The sequence below is a fragment of the Burkholderia sp. AU45251 genome (genome assembly GCF_030482905.1).
GTDB lineage: Bacteria > Pseudomonadota > Gammaproteobacteria > Burkholderiales > Burkholderiaceae > Burkholderia > Burkholderia aenigmatica.
Genome location: NZ_JAUJQH010000008.1, coordinates 184,005 through 204,884 on the forward strand (window position 1 = coordinate 184,005; position 20,880 = coordinate 204,884).

Genomic DNA, 20,880 nt, shown 5'->3' on the forward strand with positions numbered 1-20,880 from the left:
GCATGCCGTGGCGTTTTTCGTTACCGCTTCGCGCCGTCGTCCGGCGCGTGGCGATCAGTGATGCACGTCGGCCGGGCGGCCGTCGAAGTCGTGTCCGGTGCGGCGGATGTCGCAGCGCGCGTCCTTTTCGCCTTTCACGCCGTTGAACACGATGTTCAGGATCACGGCCGTCGCCGATGCCAGCAGGATGCCGCTGTGCAGGATCGGGGCGAGTGCCGGCGGCAGCTTCGAGAAGAAGTGCGGCGACACGACCGGCACGAGACCCATGCCGACGCTCACGGCGACGATGAACAGGTTGTGCGTGTTGTTCACGAAGTCGACCTTCGACAGCACCTTGATGCCGTTCGCCGCGACCATCCCGAACATCACGATGCCCGCGCCGCCAAGCACGAACGGCGGCACCGATGCGACGACCTGCGCCATCTTCGGGAACAGGCCGAGCAGCACGAGGATCACGCCGCCGGTGGCGCACACGAAACGGCTCTTCACGCCCGTCACGCCGATCAGGCCGACGTTCTGCGAGAACGACGTATGCGGGAACGAATTGAAGATGCCGCCGATCAGCGTGCCGAGGCCATCGACGCGCAGGCCGCGCACGAGGCGCTCCTGGTTGACCGGACGATCGACCATGTCGCCGACCGCGAGGAACATGCCGGTCGATTCGATGAACGTGACGAACATCACCGTGACCATCGTCGCGATCGACAGCGGGTCGAAGTGCGGCAGGCCGAAGTGGAACGGCATCACGAAGCCGACCCACGGCGCGTGCGCCACGCCGTCGGTGTTCACGCGGCCGATCGCGAAGGCGATCGCGAAGCCGGCGACGATGCCGAGCAGCACCGAGATGTTCGCGAGGAAGCCGCGGCCGTACTTGTTGATCAGCAGGATCAGCGTGAGCACGAGCAGCGACAGGCCGAGATAGACGGGGCTGCCGTATTCGGGGTTGCCGACGCCGCCGGCCGCCCAGTTGATGCCCACTTCCATCAGCGACAGCCCGATCACGGCGATCACGGTGCCGACGACGACTGGCGGGAAGAACCGCAACAGCTTGCCGATCATCGGCGCGAGCACGATGCCGATGATGCCGGCCGCGATGGTCGAGCCGAAGATATCGAGGATGCCGAGGCCGGGGTTGGTGCCGATCGCGATCATCGGGCCGACGGCCGCGAACGTGCAGCCCATGATGACGGGCAGGCGGATCCCGAAGATCCACAGGCCGAGCGTCTGGATCAGCGTGGCGATGCCGCACGAAAACAGATCGGCGCTGATCAGGAACGCGATCTGGTCTTTCGGCAGCTTGAGCGCGCCGCCGACGATAAGCGGCACGGCGACAGCGCCGGCGTACATGACGAGGACGTGTTGCAGGCCAAGCGTTACCAGCTTGCCGGTCGGCAGCACCTCATCGCACGGATGGACCGTGTTCGATTGCATCTGTCTCACTCCATGATCTTGTTTTCGGGGTGATACGAAATTATTCGGAATGAATCCATGCAACAAGAGTGCTGGGTTCTATTCCGTTCTTTGCTGGTTCGATATGCCAATTCGGCATGGAGCAGGGTGTCGATCATCGGGAAACTGCCGCAGGAGTGAGGTTTCCCGGATTTATAGCCCTTCAAAATAGCGCGGGCCCCCATGTCAAATATAGGCCGCCTTATGGTGTGTATCGGGCGGGCGGCATAGTGGCAAAAAGTGCCTGGGAAAAATCGTGCCGGGTTAACCCGCGAACGGCCGCTTTTGCCCGCAAGGTGCAGCCGGGTGGAACCCGGCCGGCGACCGCACTTTCGACCTGCTTCGACGACGGCAAAAAACGGGGCGCGCATCGCGATCCCGTTATCATCGACATCCGTTCATTCGAATTCGCTCTCACGTCATGCGCCTGCTCGGAATCGACCTCGGCACCGGCTCCGTCAAACTCGTCACGCTCGATGCCGACGGTGTCGAGCGCGCGGTCGCGAGCGAACCTTATGCGCTGTCGTCGCCGCAGCCCGGCTGGGCCGAGATCGCGCCCGATACGTGGTGGCAGGCGCTCGTGCGCGCGGCCGCGCGGCTGCCGGCCGACGAGCGCGCGCAGGTGGCGGCGATCGGGTTCTCGGGGCAGATGCATGGCGTCGTGCTGATCGATGCGGCCGGGCAACCGGTGCGGCCCGCGCTGCTGTGGCCCGACACGCGCGCGGTGCGCGAAGCGGAGACGGCCGGCTGGCCCGATGCCGGTTTGCCGGTCGCTGGACTGCCCGTCGCACCGAATCCCGTCGCGCCCGGCATGGCCGGCCCGCTGTTGCGCTGGCTGGCCGCGCACGAACCCGATGCGCTGCGCGCCGCCCGCTGGGCCGTGCAGCCGAAGGACTGGTTGCGCATCGCGCTGGGCGGCGACGTTGCGGCCGATCCGAGCGATGCGTGCGCGACCGCGCTCGCGACGCCCGACGGTGCATGGGATCTCGCGCTGATCGACGCGCTCGGCTTGCCGGCGGACCGCTTCGCACCGGTCCATCCGTCGACCGCGCGCTGCGGCATGCTCGGTGCACCGGCTGCCGCGGCACTCGGCCTGCCGGCCGGCGTGCCGCTGGCGACCGGCGCGGCCGACACCGCCTGCGCGGCGCTCGGCAGCGGGCTTGCCACCGCCGGCGATGCGCTGCTGACGACCGGCAGCGGCGGCCAGATCGTCGTGCTCGCGGATGCGCTGCCGCCCGCGCGACGCGGGCTGCATCGCTATCGCGCGGCGGCCGGCGGCGGCTATTACACGATGGCCGCGATGCAGAACGTCGGGCTCGCGCTCGAAGCCGTGCGCGGCTGGCTCGGCTACCCGCAGTGGGCCGATGCGTATGACGATGCGTTTGCCCAGGCCGCGTCGGAACGCCTGTGCTTCCTGCCGTACCTGACGGGCGAGCGTTCGCCGTGGATGAATCCCGATGCGCGTGGCGGCTGGCTCGGCCTCGGGCTCGGCGACACGCGCGGCGCGATGATGCGCGCCGCGTTCGAAGGTGTCGCGTTCGCGTTGCGCGCCGGGCTCGACGCGATCCGCGACGCCGATCGCAGCGATCCGGTGACGACGCTGCGTCTCGCGGGCGGCGGCTCGGTCGATCCGCGCTGGCGCCAGTTGCTGGCCGACGCACTGGGCGCGTCGCTCCACGCGATCGACTGCCCGAACGCCGCGACGCGCGGCGCCGCGCTGCTCGCGGGCGTCGCGATCGGGCACTGGCGGGAAGACGCGCTGCACGCGCTGGCGCCGGCCGCGTCGCCGGTTGCCGCGCCGCGCGACGATCGCTTGCTGGTCGCACGCCACGCGCGCTTCGTCGATCTGTATGCGCGAACGGATGCATGGTTCACGACGGGCGTTTAAACTCGAACACTTGTTCTTTTGCGTCAGCGATGACGCATCGTGGCAAGCCGGCGACCGTTTCCCGCACGCGATGCGCGGCGGGACCGGCCATCATGGCGAGCACGAGATTCTTTCGCCGTGCCGCGCGCGATCGACGCGCGGCACGGCTTCGACAGCTTTGCATGGAACCCGGTGCGAAGCATGAAGCCGGCACGCTCGTGGTCGAGCGCCACGCCGGTCGACCTGAGCGCTGACGCGCGAACCCGGGCCGACCTCACACACAGACAGGAGTCACACGATGAAGACGAAAGCAGCGATTGCATGGAAGGCGGGCGCGCCGCTGACGATCGAGGAAGTCGATCTGGAAGGGCCGCGCGCAGGTGAAGTGCTGATCGAGGTGAAGGCGACGGGCATCTGTCACACCGATTACTACACGCTGTCGGGAGCCGATCCGGAAGGGATCTTCCCGGCGATCCTCGGCCATGAAGGCGCGGGCGTCGTGGTCGACGTCGGCCCCGGCGTCGGCACCCTGCGCAAGGGCGATCACGTGATTCCGCTCTACACGCCCGAATGCCGCGAGTGCAAGTTCTGCCTGTCGCGCAAGACCAACCTGTGCCAGAAGATCCGCGCGACGCAGGGCAAGGGGCTGATGCCCGACGCGACGTCGCGCTTCTCGCTCGACGGCAAGCCGCTGTTCCACTACATGGGCACGTCGACGTTCTCGAACTACATCGTCGTGCCGGAAATCGCGGTCGCGAAGGTGCGTGAGGACGCGCCGTTCGACAAGATCTGCTACATCGGCTGCGGCGTGACGACGGGTGTCGGCGCGGTCGTGTACTCGGCGAAGGTCGAGGCGGGCGCGAACGTCGTCGTGTTCGGCCTCGGCGGGATCGGCCTGAACGTGATCCAGGGCGCGAAGATGGTCGGCGCGGACAAGATCATCGGCGTCGACATCAACCCGAAGCGCGTCGAGCTCGCGAAGAAGTTCGGGATGACGCACTTCATCAACCCGAACGAAGTCGAGAACGTGGTCGACCACATCGTGCAGCTGACCGATGGCGGTGCCGACTACTCGTTCGAGTGCGTGGGCAACGTGAAGCTGATGCGCCAGGCGCTCGAGTGCACGCACAAGGGCTGGGGCCAGTCGTTCATCATCGGCGTGGCGGCAGCCGGCGAGGAAATCAGCACGCGTCCGTTCCAGCTCGTGACGGGTCGCGAGTGGAAGGGCTCGGCGTTCGGCGGCGCACGCGGCCGCACCGACGTGCCGAAGATCGTCGACTGGTACATGGAAGGCAAGATCAACATCGACGACCTGATCACGCACACGCTGCCGCTCGAGCGGATCAACGAAGGCTTCGACCTGATGAAGGCCGGCGAGTCGATCCGCTCGGTCGTGCTGTACTGACCGGGAGCGCACCGCGATGCTCGAACTCGTTTCCTCGCATGCGTGCCACGGCGGCGAGCAGCGTTTCTACCGTCACGATTCGGCGGCCATCGGCCTGCCGATGAAGTTCTCGGTGTACCTGCCGCCGCAGGCCGCGCACGGCCGCGTGCCGGCGCTGTTCTATCTCGCGGGGCTCACCTGCACCGACGAGACGTTCGCGATCAAGGCTGGCGCGCAACAATACGCGGCGCAGCACGGCCTCGCACTCGTGATGCCCGACACGAGCCCGCGCGGTGCGGGTGTGCCGGGCGAGACCGACGCGTGGGACTTCGGCGTCGGCGCGGGCTTCTATGTCGATGCGACCGAAGCGCCGTGGTCCGCGCATTACCGGATGGAGTCGTACGTGACGGGCGAGCTGCGCGAACGCGTCGCGGCCGAGCTGCCGATCGACGGCGCGCGGCTCGGGATCTTCGGGCACTCGATGGGCGGGCACGGCGCGCTGACGCTTGCGCTGCGCCATCCGGGCCTGTACCGGTCGGTGTCGGCGTTCGCGCCGATCGCCGCGCCGACGCGCTGCCCGTGGGGCGAGAAGGCGTTCTCGGGCTATCTCGGCGCCGATCGCGAAGCGTGGAAGGCACACGACGCGAGCGAGCTCGTCGCGCGCGCCGATGCGCCGAAGTTCGCGGACGGCATCCTCGTCGATCAGGGTCTCGCCGATCAGTTCCTTGCGAACCAGCTCAACCCTGACGTGTTCGAAGCCGCGTGCGCGAAGGCCGGCCAGCCGCTGACGCTGCGTCGTCATGCAGGCTACGACCACGGGTATTACTTCATCTCGACGTTCATCGCCGATCACATCGCGCATCACGCGCGCGTGCTCGCACGGTGAGCGGGCCGGGAAGCAGGTAACGCACACGGCGTGCCGCGCGATCGCGGGCGCATGAAAAAACGCCGGCGCTGCCCTCGGGCACGCCGGCGTTTTTATTTCCGACAAGCGGCGATCAGTGGCGCCGCAACAGGCTCGCGCCGTACACGAGCGCCGACAGCGCGGTGATCCAGAAGCTCGTCGGCCAGTCGGTGTGATACGCGAGCACGATGCCGAGCCACGCTTCGAACAGCGCGAACAGTGCGGCGAGCAGCACGCCGGTCGACAGCCGCGTCGTCACGTTCTGCGCGGCGGCAGCCGGCCCGACCAGCAGCGTGAACACCAGCAGCACGCCGACGATCTGCGTCGCCGCGGCCACCGCGAGCGCGCACACCGCGAGGAACAGCATCGACACGGTGCGCAGCGACACGCCCTTGGCTTCGGCCAGTTCGGGCTGCAGCGACGCGAACAGCAGCGGCCGCGCGATCAGCGCGAGCGCGAGCAGGCTCACCGCGCCGATGCCGGCGAGTACCGCGAGCGTGTCGTGGCTCACCGCGAGCACGTTGCCGAACAGCAGCGCGGTGACCTGCGTCGCGAACGACGTGTAGAAATGCAGGAACAGCAGGCCGAAGCCGAGCGCGCCCGACAGGATCACGCCGATTGCGACGTCGCGGCCCGCGAGCTTTTCGCCGAGCGCGCCCATCCCGATCCCGGCCGCGAGCGTGAAGCCGACCATCCCCCAGATCGGCGAGATGCCGAGCAGCACCGCGCCCGTCGCGCCGGTGAAGCCGACGTGCGACAGCGCGTGGCCGGCGAAGGTCTGCCCGCGCAGCACCAGGAAGTAGCCGACGATGCCCGCGAGCACCGCGACGATCCCCGACGCCGCGAAGGCGTTGATCATGAAGTCGTATTCAAACATCTTGCGAATGCCCGGGATGAGCGTGTCCGTGGTGGTGATGGCCGTGGCCGCCGCCACTGTCGTGCGAGTGACCGTCGTCGTCCTCGTGTTCGTGGTCGTGCTTCTCGATCTCGACGTCGCCCGACATCACGAAGATCTTGCCGTTCACGCGCATCACGTCGATCGGCGACCCGTAGAGCCGCGACAGCACGGGCTTCGTGATCACCTCGTCGACGGTGCCGAGCGCCGCGACGCCGTTGCCGAGATACAGCACGCGGTCGAGCGCGTTCAGCAGCGGATTCAGTTCGTGCGCGGAGAACAGCACGGTGATGCCGAGCTCGCGCTGCACGTTGCGCACGAGTTCGACGACGCCGCGCTGGTGGTTCGGGTCGAGGCTGATCAGCGGCTCGTCGAGCAGCAGCAGCTTCGGGCTGCCGAGCAGGCACTGCGCGAGCAGCAGGCGCTGCCGTTCGCCGCCGGACAGTTCCGACAGCGGCCGGCGTGCGAGCGTCGGGCCGCCGACGAGATCGAGCACGCGGTCGACGTCGCGGCGCGTTGCCGCGTTCGTGTGCGGCAGCCCCCAGCGGTGGCCGTCGGCAGCCATCGCGACGAAGTCGTAGCCGCGCATCCGGCGGTTCGCGAGGCCGCTCCTGATCTGCGGCATGTAGCCGATCGACGGATTGCCGCGCACGACCGGCACGCCGCCGACGGACAGCGTGCCGGCCGACACGGGCACGAGGCCGAGCACCGCGCGCATCAGCGTGGTCTTGCCCGCACCGTTCGGCCCGAGCACGCCGACGAATTCGCCGGGTTCGATCGAGAAGCTGACGTCGCGCAGGATCGTGCGTCCGCCCAGTTCGAGCGTGACGCGATCGACGGCGAGTGCGTGAGGAGTTGCGGTCATTTCGTTACGGTTGTTTATTTCTTGCCGGCGGCCAGCGCGGTCGAGAGCGCGTCGAGCTGGCCGGCCATCCATTGCTGGAAGGTCTTGCCAGCCGGCTGCGTCTCGGTGACGCTGACGGTCGGCACGCCGCCGTCGCGCGCGATCTTCAGCATGCGCTTGGTCATCGGTTCTTCAGCCTGGCTGTTGTAGATCAGCACGCGCACCTGCTTCTTGCGCAGGTCGTTCTCGAACGCGGCGACATCCTGCGCGCTCGCCTCGGTGTCGTTCATCGTCGCGAGTTGGAAGCGCTGGTTGCGCATGTCGAGGCCGATCGCGTCGGACATGTAGCCGAACACGGGCTCGGTGGCCGTGACCGGCAGCCCCTTGTACTGCGCGCGCAGCGCGGCGACCTTGGCGTCGACGGGCTTCATCGACGCGACGAACTTCTGCAGGTTCGCGTCGTATTCGGCCTTGTTCGCCGGGTCGGCGCGGCCGAGCTCGGCCGCGATCGCGCGCGCGGCGGCCGGCATCGTCGCCGGGTCGTACCACAGGTGCGGGTTGTCGCCGGCCTTCTTGCCGACCAGATCGGCGACGACGATCGTCGCGCGCTTCGCCTGCTTCGACGCGCCGAGCAGCTTGCTCATCCACGGATCGTAGTTCGCGCCGTTGTAGATCACGACCTGCGCGTGCTGAAGCGCGCGGGCCGTTTTCGGGCTCGCTTCGAACAGGTGCGGATCCTGGTCGGGATTGCTGAGGATGCTCGTCACCGCGACATGGCTGCCGCCGATCTGCGACGCGACATCGCCGTAGAAATTCTCGGCGGCGACGACGTTGACGGTCGCGGCCTGCGCGAACGCGGGCGCCGCGAGCGACAGCGCGGCGACGGCGGCGGCGAGCCAGCGGACAGGCGACAGGGCACGCCGCGGCGCGCGCTTCAGGGCAATGGACATGGAACTCCTCGTTGGAAGGGGCGGCGCGGGCGCCGCGCGAGATGCGTCAGCGTTGCACGGGCTTGTGCTTGCAGTGCCCGCACAGGCCGCTCAGCTCGACGACCTGGTGGTGGACTTCGAAACCGTGCGCGGGCTCGCTCGCGGACAACTGCTTCGCGAGGTCGCCGCCGGGAATCTCGACGGTGTCGCCGCACGAATCGCAGATCAGGAACTGGCCTTCGTGCGGCACGCCGATCTCGCAGCACGCGAAGAACGCGTTCTTCGATTCGATCCGGTGAATGAAGCCGTGCTCGACGAGGAAATCCAGCGCGCGATAGACGGTCGTGGGCGGCACGCGGCCGCGCTGCGGTTCGAGTTCGGCGAGCAGGTCGTACGCGCCGATCGGGCGCTGCGCGGCCAGCACGCGTTCGTAGACCTGACGGCGCAGCGGCGTCCACGCGAGCCCGTGCTCGGCGGCGAATGCGTCGGCCCGGGACAGCCGGGCGTCAATGGACGAGGAGGTAGCCATGGCGTGAGGCAGGGCGATGAAACAAAGTACGGCGATGATATAACGTATCGCCGCGCCGTGCAGCGCGATTTCCCCTTTCCGTCCTCGCTCCGTCCCCTTCACCGCCGACCCGGCCGCACCGCACCGTGCGGGCTGTGCCTTGCCGGGCGTGCGCGACGGGCCGCCACGCTGCGCCATCGTGCCGCAGTGCGTCATAGAAAGCCGTCACGTCGCCTTGACAGCGCGAATCGCGTATCCGATCATTCGATCACCAACAGAGCAATTGATCGGTTAGCGGGCGTTCGCTCACCTCGCAGCCGTCGTAACGCAGAACGAACCGGAGACAGCCAGTGAGACTGGAAGACAAGGTCGCGATCCTGACGGGCGCCGCAAGCGGCATCGGCGAGGCGGTCGCGCAACGCTATCTGGACGAGGGCGCGCGCTGCGTGCTCGTCGACGTGAAGCCGGCAGGCGGCTCGCTCGCGCGGCTCATCGAGGCACACCCTGGCCGCGCGGTGGCCGTCACCGCGGACGTGACGCGCCGCGACGACATCGAGCGCATCGTCGCCACGGCGGTCGAGCGCTTCGGCGGTGTCGACATCCTGTTCAACAATGCGGCGCTGTTCGACATGCGGCCGATCCTCGACGAATCGTGGGACGTGTTCGACCGGCTGTTCTCGGTCAACGTGAAAGGGCTGTTCTTCCTGATGCAGGCCGTCGCGCAGCGGATGGTCGAGCAGGGGCGCGGCGGCAAGATCGTCAACATGTCGTCGCAGGCCGGACGTCGTGGCGAGGCACTCGTTTCGCACTACTGCGCGACCAAGGCCGCGGTGATCAGCTATACGCAGTCGGCCGCGCTCGCGCTCGCGCCGCACCGGATCAACGTGAACGGCATCGCGCCGGGCGTCGTCGACACGCCGATGTGGGAGCAGGTCGATGCGCTGTTCGCGCGCTACGAGAACCGGCCGCTCGGCGAGAAGAAGCGGCTGGTCGGCGAAGCCGTGCCGCTCGGCCGCATGGGCGTGCCGGGCGACCTGACGGGCGCCGCGCTGTTTCTCGCGTCGTCCGACGCCGATTACATCACCGCCCAGACGCTGAACGTCGACGGCGGTAACTGGATGAGCTGACGTGGCGCCGCTCGCACGCGCCATCTGCCGGCCGGCCCTCGACGCAGCCGCATCGCTGCACGCCGAGGCCGCCGTCGCACGAGGAGGGGCCGCTTGATGGCCGAGATCGTCGTCGCCGGCGAACTGCTGGCCGAATTCGTCGCCGTCGAACGCGGCCAGGGTTTCGAGATGCCGGGCCTGTTTGCCGGGCCGTTCCCGAGCGGTGCGCCGGCGATCTTCGCCGACCAGGCCGCGCGGCTCGGCGCGCGCGTCGCGTATGCGGGCTGCGTCGGCCGCGACGCGTTCGGTGACGCGATCGTCGCGCGGCTCGAACGCGACGGCGTGGACGTCGCGCGTATCCGCCGCGTCGCGCGACCGACCGGCACCGCGTTCGTCGCGTATCGCGACGACGGCTCGCGCAGTTTCGTCTACTCGCTGTCCACCAGTGCGGCCGCGTGCGTCGACGCGTCCGATGTCGATACCGCGATGTTCGACGGCTGCCGTTACTTCCACGTGATGGGCTCGTCGCTGACGAGCGAAGCGGCGATCGCGGCGGTGCAGCGCGGCGTGATCGAGGCCGCGCGCGCCGGCGCGAAGGTGTCGTTCGATCCGAACGTGCGGCCCGAAATGCTGAGTTTCCGCCCGATGCGCGCGGCGCTCGACGCGATGCTCGCCGCGTGCCACCTGTTCCTGCCGAGCGAAGCCGACCTGCCGTTCTTCTGCGGACCGCAGCCGGCCGAGCGCGCGATCGCGGGGCTGCTCGCGACGCATCCGCTGCTCGAGCGTGTCGTGCTGAAGCGTGGCGCGCAAGGCAGCGTCGCGTTCGACCGCGCGAACCGTGCGGAAGCGCCGGCGTTTCAGGTCGACGAAGTCGACCCGACCGGCGCGGGCGACTGCTTCGGCGGCACGCTGGTCGCGAGCCTTGTCGCCGGCGTGCCGATCGAGGCCGCGCTGCGCCGCGCGAACGCGGCCGGGGCGATCGCGGTCACGCGGCGCGGCCCGATGGAGGGCAACAGCAGCGCGGCCGAGATCGACCGCTTCCTGACCGAACGAGGTATGGCATGTCCGGCTTGACGACCTTCGCCGAACGTACACGTCCCGCGCACGCGGATGCCGTGCTGCGGATGATCTTCGACGCGAACCGCGCGGACGCGCAGCGCGGCATCTATTCGATCTGCAGCGCGCACCGGCTCGTGCTGGAGGCCGCGTGTGAAGCGGCGCGTGCGGACGGTTCGCCGCTGCTGATCGAGGCGACCTGCAACCAGGTGAACCATCTCGGCGGCTATACGGGCATGACGCCCGCCGATTTCCGCCGCGATGTCGACGCGATCGCGCAACGTTGCGGGCTTGCACCGTCGGCGCTCGTGCTCGGCGGCGACCATCTCGGGCCGAACCCGTGGCGGCATCGCCGCGCGGCCGATGCGATGCGCGAGGCAGGCACGATGGTTGCCGCGTACGTCGAAGCGGGCTTCGAAAAGATCCACCTCGACGCGAGCATGGCGTGCGCGGACGATCCGGTGCGGCTCGACGATCGCACGATCGCCGCGCGCGCGGCCGAACTGTGCCGCGCGGCGGAAGACGCGGCAGCGCGCGCCGGCATCGCGCCCGTTTACGTGATCGGCACCGAGGTGCCGACGCCGGGCGGCGAAGTGAGCGGTAACGACAGCGATGCGGCGATCGCACAGATCGCGGTCACGCGCAGCGACAGCATCGCGGCGACGCTCGATGCGCATCGCCGCGCGTTCGCGGCGGCCGGGCTCGACGATGCGTGGACGCGGGTCGTCGCGATCGTCGCGCAGCCGGGCGTCGACTTCGACGATCGTCACGTGCTCGACTACGACAGCGCGAAGGCGGCGTCGCTCGGCGCGAGTATCCTGCAGACACCGGGCCTCGTGTTCGAGGCGCATTCGACCGACTACCAGACCGAGGGCGCGCTCGCCGCGCTCGTGCGCGACCACTTCGCGGTACTGAAGGTCGGCCCCGCGCTGACGTTCGCGCTGCGCGAGGCGCTGTTCGCGCTGACCTTCATCGAGGATGCGCTGATCGGCGAGCCCGCGCAGCGCTCGCGGCTGCGCGACGTCGTCGACGCCGCGATGCGCGCGCAGCCCGAGCACTGGGCACCGTACTACCGCGGCGACGAAACCGAGCAGCGGCTTGCGCGCCAGTTCAGCTACAGCGACCGGATCCGCTATTACTGGCTGCAGCCGGCCGTCGCGGCCGCGGTCGAGCAGCTGTTCGACAACCTCGCGCGGCAGCCGGTGCCTGAGACACTCGTCGCGCAGTGGTTGCCGGACGTGTACGCGGCCTGCCGCGCGGGCGGGCTCGCGAAGGAGCCGCGCGCCTGGGTGCGCCACCGGATACGCGACGTGATCGCGCACTATGCGCGCGCGTGCGGAATGCAGCGGCCGGTATGACGGGCCGCGAAGTCAACGCAGTACCGACGACACTTCGAACAAACACAGGAGACATGCCATGCAACGAAAGATGCTCGACGCCGCCGCACGCTGCTTCGCCGGAGCCGCGCTCGCGACGGCGGCCTGCGCCGCGTCCGCCGGCACGGTGACGATCGCGACGCTGAACAATCCCGACATGATCGAGCTGAAGAAGCTGTCGCCGGCCTTCGAGAAGGCGAACCCGGACATCAAGCTGAACTGGGTGATCCTCGAGGAGAACGTGCTGCGCCAGCGCGCGACGACCGACATCACGACCGGCAGCGGCCAGTTCGACGTGATGGCGATCGGCACCTACGAGGCGCCGCAGTGGGGCAAGCGCGGCTGGCTCGCGCCGATGACGGGCCTGCCCGCCGACTACGACCTGAACGACATCGTGAAGACCGCGCGCGACAGCCTGTCGTACAACGGCCAGCTGTACGCGCTGCCGTTCTACGTCGAGAGCTCGATGACGTTCTACCGCAAGGACCTGTTCGCGGCGAAGGGGCTGAAGATGCCCGACCAGCCGACCTACGACCAGATCGCCGAATTCGCGGACAAGCTCACCGACAAGGCGAAGGGCACCTACGGGATCTGCCTGCGCGGCAAGGCCGGGTGGGGCGAGAACATGGCGTACGTGTCGACGGTCGTGAACACGTTCGGCGGGCGCTGGTTCGACGAGAACTGGAATGCGCAGCTCACGTCGCCGGAGTGGAAGAAGGCAATCACGTTCTACGTGAACCTGCTGAAGAAAGACGGCCCGCCGGGAGCGAGCTCGAACGGTTTCAACGAGAACCTGACCCTGACCGCATCGGGCAAGTGCGCGATGTGGATCGACGCGACGGTCGCGGCCGGGATGCTCTATAACAAACAGCAGTCGCAGGTGGCTGACAAGATCGGCTTCGCGGCCGCGCCGGTCGCCGCCACGCCGAAGGGTTCGCACTGGCTGTGGGCATGGGCGCTGGCCGTGCCGAAGACGTCGAAGCAGCAGGATGCCGCGCGCAAGTTCATCGCGTGGGCGACGTCGAAGCAGTACATCGAGATGGTCGGCAAGGACGAGGGCTGGGCGTCGGTGCCGCCGGGCACGCGCACGTCGACCTATCAGCGCCCCGAGTACAAGGCCGCCGCGCCGTTCTCGGACTTCGTGCTGAAGGCGATCGAGACGGCCGACCCGAACGATCCGTCGCTGAAGAAGGTGCCGTACACGGGCGTGCAGTACGTCGGGATTCCTGAATTCCAGTCGTTCGGCACGGTGGTCGGCCAGTCGATCGCCGGTGCGGTGGCGGGCCAGATGACGGTCGACCAGGCGCTTGCCGCCGGGCAGGCCGCCGCCGACCGCGCGGTGCGGCAGGCCGGCTACAAGAAGTAACGCGGCCCGCACCGTGCGCGGTGGCGCACGGTGCGCGTCGTCGAAGCTGACAGGCGGGCTGACCTTCGCGCCCGCGCATCAACCGGAGGGACTCCGATCATGCGTCACCTGCGTCTTCCCCTGAGCCACGCTCACGCGCCGTCGGTCGGCGACGCGTCGTCGCCGCCCGGCGCGCCGCGCCGCGCGCGCGGCGGTGCGAGCTGGCTCGTCTCGCCGTCCGTCGCGGTACTGCTGCTGTGGATGTCGATTCCGCTCGCGATGACGATCTGGTATTCGTTCTCGCGCTACAACCTGCTGAACCCGGACGTGAAGGGTTTTGCGGGCATCGACAACTATCGCTTCCTCGCGACCGATCCGTCGTTCCTGCCCGCGATCTGGCACACGCTCGTGCTGATCGGCGCGGTGCTCGCGATCACGGTGATCGGCGGCGTGCTGATGGCCGTGCTGTTCGACCGCAAGTTCTACGGGCAGGGCGTCGCGCGCCTGCTCGCGATCGCGCCGTTTTTCGTGATGCCGACGGTGTCCGCGCTGATCTGGAAGAACATGATCCTGCACCCGGTCTACGGGCTCGTCGCGAACGCGATGCGCGCGCTCGGGATGACGCCGATCGACTGGTTCGCCGATTACCCGCTCACCGCCGTGATCATCATCGTCGCGTGGCAGTGGCTGCCGTTCGCGTTCCTCATCCTGTTCACCGCGATCCAGTCGCTCGACCAGGAGCAGAAGGAAGCCGCGCGGATCGACGGCGCCGGCCCGATCGCGATGTTCTTCTACATCACGCTGCCGCACCTGAAGCGCGCGATCGCCGTGGTCGTGATGATGGAGACGATCTTCCTGTTGTCGATCTTCGCGGAGATCTACACGACGACCGGCGGCGGCCCCGGCGACGCCACGACCAACCTGTCGTACCTGATCTACGCGCTCGGCCTGCAGCAGTTCGACGTCGGCCTCGCGTCCGCCGGCGGCATCATCGCCGTCGTGGTCGCGAACGTCGTGTCGTTCTTCCTCGTGCGGATGCTCGCGCGCAACCTGAAGGGAGAGTACGAGAAATGAGCGACCTGACCTTCGAAGGCCGGCGCGTGCCGGCCGTGTTCGACCTCGTGCGGCGCGCGCTGCCCGGCACGCTCGCGTGGCTGATCGCGCTGCTGCTGTTCTTCCCGATCTTCTGGATGGCGATCACCGCGTTCAAGACCGAGCAGCAGGCATATGCGTCGACGCTGTTCTTCATCCCGACGCTCGACAGCTTCCGCGAGGTGTTCGCGCGCAGCAACTATTTCGCGTTCGCGTGGAATTCGGTGCTGATCTCGGCGGGCGTCACGGTGATCTCGCTGCTGTTCGCGGTGCCGGCCGCGTACGCGATGGCGTTTTTCCCGAACCACCGCACGCAGAAGGTGCTGCTGTGGATGCTGTCGACGAAGATGATGCCGTCGGTCGGCGTGCTGGTGCCGATCTACCTGCTGTGGAAGAACGCGGGGCTGCTCGACACCGTGTCGGGCCTCGTGATCGTCTACACGCTGATCAACCTGCCGATCGCGGTGTGGATGACCTTCACGTACTTCAACGAGATTCCGAAGGACATTCTCGAAGCCGGGCGTATCGACGGCGCGTCGACGTGGCAGGAGATCGTCTACCTGCTGATGCCGATGGCGCTGCCGGGGCTCGCGTCCACCGCGCTGCTGCTCGTGATCCTGTCGTGGAACGAGGCGTTCTGGAGCATCAACCTGTCGAGCTCGAACGCGGCGCCGCTGACCGTGTTCATCGCGTCGTATTCGAGCCCCGAAGGGCTGTTCTGGGCGAAGCTGTCCGCGGCTTCGTTGCTCGCAGTCGCGCCGATCCTGATCGTCGGCTGGCTGTCGCAGAAGCAGCTCGTGCGCGGGCTCACGTTCGGAGCCGTCAAATGACCGGGACGAACGTCTTGATCTGCGATTGCGACGGCGTGCTGATCGACAGCGAGGCCGTGGCGGCCGACGTGATCGTGCGCGAACTCGATGCGCGCTGGCCGGGCGTCGATGCGCGGCCGGCCGTGATGCCGCTGCTCGGGCTGCGCATCGAGCGCGTGCTGGCCGGCGCGGGCGAGGCCGTCGGGCGCACGCTGTCGGCCGACGATGTCGACGCGATCCGCCGTGCGGTCGAGGCAGCGGCCGTCAATGCGCTGATGGTCGACGGCATCGATGCGGCGCTGGCCGCGATCCGGCTGACGACGGCCTGCGCGAGCAACAGCTATCGCGCATACGTCGAGGCGGCACTGGCACGCACGGGCCTCGCGCGCTTCTTCGGCGACCGGCTGTTCTGCGCGGACGCCGTCGCGCGGCCGAAGCCGGCACCGGACGTGTATCTCGCGGCCGCGCGTACGCTCGGTGTCGCGCCGGCCCAGTGCCTCGTGGTCGAGGACAGTGCGACCGGCATTACCGCGGCCGCCGCGGCCGGCATGACCGTGCTCGGCTTCGTCGGCGGCGGGCATGCGTCGGCCGCGCAGATCGACGCGCTGCGCGGGATCGGCGCGCGTCACGTATTCGACGACATGCACGAGCTGCCCGGCTACGTCGCGCGCTGGCAGGCGACGGGCGCGGTGCTGCCGAACTAGCCACAACGATTGCGCGCCGCGTTCGACGCGGCGCATCACGAACGAACGGAGACAGATCATGGCAAGCGTGCTCCTGCGCAACATCGCGAAGCGCTACGACGACACCGAAGTGCTGCGCAACGTGAACCTCGACATCGCCGACGGCGAATTCGTCGTGTTCGTCGGCCCGAGCGGCTGCGGAAAATCCACGCTGATGCGGATGATCGCCGGGCTCGAGGACATCTCGAGCGGCGACCTGCTGATCGACGGCGCGAAAGTCAACGATGTGCCGAGCGCGAAGCGCGGCATCGCGATGGTGTTCCAGTCGTATGCGCTGTACCCGCACATGACGCTGTACGACAACATGGCGTTCGGCCTGAAACTCGCGGGCGCGAAGAAGCCGGAGATCGACCAGGCCGTGAAGCAGGCCGCGAAGATCCTGCACATCGACCATCTGCTCGACCGCAAGCCGAAGCAGCTGTCGGGCGGTCAGCGGCAGCGCGTCGCGATCGGCCGCGCGATCACGCGCAAGCCGAAGGTGTTCCTGTTCGACGAACCGCTGTCGAACCTCGATGCGGCGCTGCGCGTGAAGATGCGGCTGGAATTCGCGCGGCTGCACGACGAGCTGAAGACGACGATGATCTACGTGACGCACGACCAGGTCGAGGCGATGACGCTCGCCGACAAGATCGTCGTGCTGTCGGGCGGCGCGGTGCAGCAGGTCGGTACGCCGAACGCGTTGTATCACGCGCCGGCGAACCAGTTCGTCGCGGGCTTCATCGGCTCGCCGAAGATGAACTTCCTGAAGGGCACCGTCGATTCGGTCGATGCGGGTGGCGTGCTCGTGCGCTTCGACAGCGGCGAGACGCAGCGCGTTGCAGTCGAAGCGGCGGGGCTGCAGCGCGGTGCGGCGGTGACGGTCGGCGTGCGGCCCGAGCACCTGAAAGTCGAAGCCGCGGCCACCGGCGTGGCCGCGCGGACGATGGCCGTCGAATCGCTTGGCGATGCCGCGTATCTGTACGCGGAGTCGGCCGTCGCGCCGGACGGGCTGATCGCGCGGATTCCGCCGCTCGACACGTACCGCACCGGCGCGGCGCTGCACGTGCAGGCGGAAGCCGAGCACTGCCACCTGTTCGACGAGCACGGGCAGGCGTTCCGCCGGCTGAGCGTGCACGCGAAGGCCGCATGACGGCCGGTCGCGCTCACACCGGCAGGTGCGACGCCATGTAGTCGACGAACGCGCGCAGTTTTGGCGTCGGGTGGCGGCCTGACGGCCACAGCACGTAGATTGGCGTGCAGCTCGCGACGTGTTCGTCGAGCACCGCGCGCAGCGTGCCGTCTTCGAGCGCATCGCGCACGAAGAAGATGGGCAGGCACGCGATGCCGAGCCCCCGCAGTGCGAAGCATAAGCGCGCTTCCGCGCTGTTGCTGACCATCGCGACCGGCACCTCGGGCGGCGTGCCCGCGCGCGGCACGCGCAACGGCCAGGTCTCGAGCTTGCCGCTGGTCGGGAAACGGTAGTGCAGGCAGCGGTGCTGCGCGAGATCGGCGGGCGTGCTCGGCGTGCCGTGCCGGTCGAGATAGGCGGGCGATGCGACGAGGTGCTGGCGGAAGTGGCCGAGCAGCCGCGACGACAGTCGTGAATCCGACGGCTGGCCGGTGCGCAGCACCGCGTCGAAGCCTTCGTCGACGACGTCGACGAGCCGGTCGCTGAAATCGATGTCGAGCTCGATCTCCGGATACGCGGCCATGAAATCGGCGAGCACCGGCAGCAGCAGCGTGCCGATCGTCGGCAGGCTCACGCGCAAGCGCCCGCGCGGCGCTTCGGCGCTTTGCGTCAGTTCCTGCTCGGCCGCGTCGAGCTCGGCGAGCACGCGCCGGCACCGTTCGAGAAAGCGCGTGCCTTCGGCCGTCAGCGCGATGCTGCGCGTGCTGCGGTGAAAGAGCCGCACGTTCAGGCGCGCCTCGAGCCGCGCGATGCGCTTGCCGATCGCCGACGCCGACAGCCCGAGCGCGCGGCCGGCCGCGACGAAGCTGCGCGTTTCCGCGACCTGAACGAACACGACGAAGCCGCCGAGGTTTTCCATGCGAGTTTCCGATTGCGGACGCCAGCGTCCGGATTGTCCGGAACTCTACCCCGGTTTTTCTTCTTGCGTCGGCTCCCTACGATGAGCGCTCGTTCACTGTTGAGAGGTCACGTCATGTCATCCCTGCCTGTCTCCGCTTTGCGCGTGGAACCGGACGTCGCGCTGCGCGACCGGCTCGACGACGCGCTCGATCGCGCGCTTGCCGACGCGTGCATGGTCGGCGCGGTCGTGCTGGTCGCGCAGGACGGCGAGCTGCGCTATGCGCGCGCCGTCGGGCTCGCCGATCGCGAAGCCGGCACGCCGATGCGGGAAGACGCACTGTTCCGTCTGTCGTCGGTCACGAAGCCGATCGTGGCGGCCGCCGCGATGCGGCTGGTCGCGGCCGGAAGCATCGCGCTCGATGAACCGGTCACGCGCTGGTTGCCCGAATTCCGCCCGACGTTGTCCGACGGTACGCCCGCCGTCATCACGTTGCGTCATCTGCTGTCGCATACGGCCGGCCTCGGCTACCGTTTCCTCGAAGCGGACGGCGACGGCCCTTACGCGCGCGCCGGCGTGTCCGACGGAATGGATCGCTCGGGCCTCTCACTCGCCGAGAACCTGCGGCGCATCGCCGGCGTGCCGCTGCAGTTCGCGCCGGGCACGTCGTGGGGCTATTCGCTCGCGCTCGACGTGGTTGGCGCGCTGATCGAGGCGGTCGACGGGCGGCCGCTCGCCGACGCGGTGGCCGCGCTCGTCACGACACCGCTCGGGATGACCGACACCGCGTTCGTCGCGCACGATGCCGCACGCTTCGCGACGCCTTACGTGGGTACGCCGGGCGCCCCGCGCCGGATGGCGGACGTCGATCTCGTGCCGGTGTTCGACGGCACGATCGGCATCCGCTTCGAGCCGGCGCGCGTGTTCGATGCCGATGCGTGGGCGTCGGGCGGCGCGGGGATGATCGGCACCGCGCGCGATTGCGTGACGCTGCTCGACGCGCTGCGCACGGGCCGCGACGGCTGGCTCGGTCGCGAATGGGGAGACGAGATGGCGCGCCTCCAGCCGGGTGCGCGCGAACTGCGGGATATGCCCGGTTTCGGCTTCGGGCTCGGCTTTTCGGTGCTGCGCGATCCGGTGGCCGCGCAGTCGCCGGAGTCGGTCGGCACCTGGCGCGGCGGCGGCGCGTACGGGCATACGTGGTTCGTCGACCGCGCGGCCGGGCTGACGGTCGTCGCGTTTTCCAACACGCTGTACGAGGGCCTCGATGGGCGGATCGTGACCTGTGTGCGCGATGCGGTCTACGGCGTCGAAACCGGGAGCGCGGCATGAGCGACTGCACGTCGATCGATGACGAGGTTGCCGTTCTTCCGGTGCAGGCCGACGCGCGCCTGCCGGTCGCGAACCTGCTGGCGCTCGCGACGGCCGCCTTCATCACGATTCTCACCGAGGCGTTGCCGGCCGGCCTGCTGCCGCTGATGAGCGTCGACCTGCGCGTGCCCGAGGCGCTGATCGGCCAGCTCGTGACCGTGTATGCGCTCGGCTCGATCGTCGCGGCGATTCCGCTCGTCGCCGCGACGCGCGCGATGCGCCGGCGCAGCCTGCTGCTCGCCGCGCTGGCCGGTTTCGTCGTGTCGAATGCGCTGACCGCCGTGTCGCCGTACTACGCGCTCACGCTCGCCGCGCGCTTCGTCGCGGGGATGGCGGCCGGGCTGCTGTGGGCGCTGCTGGCCGGCTACGCGAGCCGGATGGTCGATGCGTCGCTGCGCGGCCGCGCGATCGCGGTCGCGATGCTCGGCGCGCCGGTCGCGATGTCGATCGGCATTCCGGCCGGCACCGCGCTCGGCGCGGCGCTCGGGTGGCGCGTCGCGTTTGCGGGCATCACGCTCGCGGCGCTCGTGCTGATCGGCTGGATCCGCTGGCGCGTGCCCGATTATCCGGGGCAGCAGGCCGGCGCGCGTGAGCCCGTGCTCGGCGTGATGACGCTGCCGGGCGTGCGGCCGGTGCTGACCGTGATGTTTGCCTACGTGCTCGCGCACAACATGCTGTACACGTACGTCGCACCGTTCCTCGCGGGCGTGCGGATGGGTGCGCAGGTCGATGCGGTGCTGCTCGTGTTCGGTATCGCGTCGCTGGTCGGCATCGCGCTGACGGGCGCCTGGATCGGCGCCGCGCAGCGACGCCTGACGCTCGCCAGCATCGCGATGTTCGCCATTGCGGCGGCGATGCTCGGCGCCGGTTCCGGAATGGTGATCGTGTACGCGGGCGTCGCGTTGTGGGGGCTGGCGTTCGGCGGTGCGCCGACACTGTTCCAGACGGCTACCGCGAATGCGGCGGGGGACGCGGCCGACGTCGCGCAGTCGATGCTCGTGACGGTGTGGAACCTCGCGATCGCGGGCGGTGGCATCGCGGGCGGAATGCTGCTCGGCGCAACGGGCGCCGGGGCGATTCCGTGGGTGCTCGTCGTGCTGCTGGCTGCTGCGTGGGTCGGCGCGTGGCGTGCTCGACGGCATGCGTTTCCGGCGCCGCACACGGCTTGAGCGTTTGCTGCCGCGCGCGGTGCGCGG

19 protein-coding genes are annotated in these 20,880 nt (G+C 68.9%); 13 read left to right on the forward strand and 6 right to left on the reverse strand.

What is annotated here, in order from left to right; translation table 11 throughout:
- Positions 1–54: 54 nt before the first annotated feature.
- A complete protein-coding gene (locus QZM67_RS18580) occupies positions 55–1,431 on the reverse strand; it encodes a nucleobase:cation symporter-2 family protein (protein ID WP_043190182.1) in 1,377 nt (458 codons plus the stop codon).
- Positions 1,432–1,870: 439 nt separating this feature from the next.
- Between QZM67_RS18580 and QZM67_RS18585 the strand changes: the two genes are divergently transcribed.
- The 3 genes from QZM67_RS18585 (at position 1,871) to fghA (ending at position 5,586) form a co-directional block, all read left to right on the forward strand.
- The gene (locus tag QZM67_RS18585; protein ID WP_301805636.1) at positions 1,871–3,337 is read left to right on the forward strand and encodes a xylulokinase; all 1,467 of its coding nucleotides are present in this window, start codon (positions 1,871–1,873) and stop codon (positions 3,335–3,337) included.
- Positions 3,338–3,614: 277 nt separating this feature from the next.
- Positions 3,615–4,721 (forward strand): S-(hydroxymethyl)glutathione dehydrogenase/class III alcohol dehydrogenase, encoded by a 1,107-nt coding sequence (locus QZM67_RS18590; RefSeq protein WP_011353045.1) that lies wholly within the window; start codon positions 3,615–3,617, stop codon positions 4,719–4,721.
- Positions 4,722–4,737: 16 nt separating this feature from the next.
- The gene (gene fghA, locus QZM67_RS18595; protein ID WP_301805639.1) at positions 4,738–5,586 is read left to right on the forward strand and encodes an S-formylglutathione hydrolase; all 849 of its coding nucleotides are present in this window, start codon (positions 4,738–4,740) and stop codon (positions 5,584–5,586) included.
- Between the two features lie 112 nt (positions 5,587–5,698).
- Here fghA and QZM67_RS18600 read toward each other — a convergent pair whose 3' ends face one another.
- From QZM67_RS18600 to QZM67_RS18615, 4 genes are read right to left on the reverse strand one after another with little or no spacing between them, the layout of a single operon-like run.
- On the reverse strand, positions 5,699–6,481 hold the full coding sequence (locus QZM67_RS18600; protein WP_027789245.1) for a metal ABC transporter permease: 783 nt from the start codon (positions 6,479–6,481) through the stop codon (positions 5,699–5,701).
- Positions 6,474–7,364 (reverse strand): ABC transporter ATP-binding protein, encoded by an 891-nt coding sequence (locus QZM67_RS18605; protein WP_175022020.1) that lies wholly within the window; start codon positions 7,362–7,364, stop codon positions 6,474–6,476. Before QZM67_RS18605 ends, QZM67_RS18600 begins: the two co-directional genes overlap by 8 nt.
- Positions 7,365–7,378: 14 nt before the next feature.
- Positions 7,379–8,293, reverse strand: coding sequence for a metal ABC transporter solute-binding protein (locus tag QZM67_RS18610; protein ID WP_301805646.1), 915 nt, complete (start codon positions 8,291–8,293; stop codon positions 7,379–7,381).
- A gap of 46 nt (positions 8,294–8,339) precedes the next feature.
- On the reverse strand, positions 8,340–8,801 hold the full coding sequence (locus tag QZM67_RS18615; protein ID WP_011353040.1) for a Fur family transcriptional regulator: 462 nt from the start codon (positions 8,799–8,801) through the stop codon (positions 8,340–8,342).
- A gap of 329 nt (positions 8,802–9,130) precedes the next feature.
- Between QZM67_RS18615 and QZM67_RS18620 the strand changes: the two genes are divergently transcribed.
- The 8 genes from QZM67_RS18620 (at position 9,131) to QZM67_RS18655 (ending at position 17,436) form a co-directional block, all read left to right on the forward strand.
- Positions 9,131–9,907, forward strand: a complete 777-nt coding sequence (locus QZM67_RS18620; protein ID WP_043190168.1) for an L-iditol 2-dehydrogenase — start codon at positions 9,131–9,133, stop codon at positions 9,905–9,907.
- A 96-nt stretch (positions 9,908–10,003) separates the two neighbouring features.
- On the forward strand, positions 10,004–10,960 hold the full coding sequence (locus QZM67_RS18625; RefSeq protein ID WP_301805650.1) for a sugar kinase: 957 nt from the start codon (positions 10,004–10,006) through the stop codon (positions 10,958–10,960).
- Positions 10,948–12,300: a D-tagatose-bisphosphate aldolase, class II, non-catalytic subunit gene (locus tag QZM67_RS18630; RefSeq protein WP_301805653.1), complete on the forward strand. Its 1,353-nt coding sequence runs from the start codon at positions 10,948–10,950 to the stop codon at positions 12,298–12,300. The genes QZM67_RS18625 and QZM67_RS18630 overlap by 13 nt, the downstream gene beginning before the upstream one ends.
- A gap of 58 nt (positions 12,301–12,358) precedes the next feature.
- Complete coding sequence (locus QZM67_RS18635) at positions 12,359–13,684, forward strand: sugar ABC transporter substrate-binding protein (protein WP_089451193.1); 1,326 nt, start codon at positions 12,359–12,361, stop codon at positions 13,682–13,684.
- A gap of 99 nt (positions 13,685–13,783) precedes the next feature.
- On the forward strand, positions 13,784–14,737 hold the full coding sequence (locus QZM67_RS18640) for a carbohydrate ABC transporter permease (protein ID WP_175022015.1): 954 nt from the start codon (positions 13,784–13,786) through the stop codon (positions 14,735–14,737).
- A complete protein-coding gene (locus tag QZM67_RS18645) occupies positions 14,734–15,585 on the forward strand; it encodes a carbohydrate ABC transporter permease (RefSeq protein ID WP_011353034.1) in 852 nt (283 codons plus the stop codon). Before QZM67_RS18640 ends, QZM67_RS18645 begins: the two co-directional genes overlap by 4 nt.
- Positions 15,582–16,268, forward strand: coding sequence for an HAD family phosphatase (locus tag QZM67_RS18650; RefSeq protein ID WP_301805656.1), 687 nt, complete (start codon positions 15,582–15,584; stop codon positions 16,266–16,268). The genes QZM67_RS18645 and QZM67_RS18650 overlap by 4 nt, the downstream gene beginning before the upstream one ends.
- A 58-nt stretch (positions 16,269–16,326) precedes the next feature.
- Positions 16,327–17,436 carry an ABC transporter ATP-binding protein gene (locus QZM67_RS18655; RefSeq protein ID WP_301805659.1) on the forward strand — a complete coding sequence of 370 codons (1,110 nt, stop codon included), beginning with the start codon at positions 16,327–16,329 and terminating at the stop codon, positions 17,434–17,436.
- A gap of 13 nt (positions 17,437–17,449) precedes the next feature.
- On the opposite strand, the gene QZM67_RS18660 is transcribed toward QZM67_RS18655, so the two are convergent.
- Positions 17,450–18,334, reverse strand: coding sequence for a LysR family transcriptional regulator (locus QZM67_RS18660; protein WP_175022013.1), 885 nt, complete (start codon positions 18,332–18,334; stop codon positions 17,450–17,452).
- Positions 18,335–18,448: 114 nt separating this feature from the next.
- Here QZM67_RS18660 and QZM67_RS18665 point away from each other — a divergent pair, with 114 nt between their 5' ends.
- The gene (locus QZM67_RS18665) at positions 18,449–19,645 is read left to right on the forward strand and encodes a serine hydrolase (RefSeq protein WP_301805663.1); all 1,197 of its coding nucleotides are present in this window, start codon (positions 18,449–18,451) and stop codon (positions 19,643–19,645) included.
- Positions 19,642–20,853, forward strand: a complete 1,212-nt coding sequence (locus QZM67_RS18670) for an MFS transporter (protein WP_301805666.1) — start codon at positions 19,642–19,644, stop codon at positions 20,851–20,853. The genes QZM67_RS18665 and QZM67_RS18670 overlap by 4 nt, the downstream gene beginning before the upstream one ends.
- The last annotated feature ends 27 nt before the right edge of the window (positions 20,854–20,880 follow it).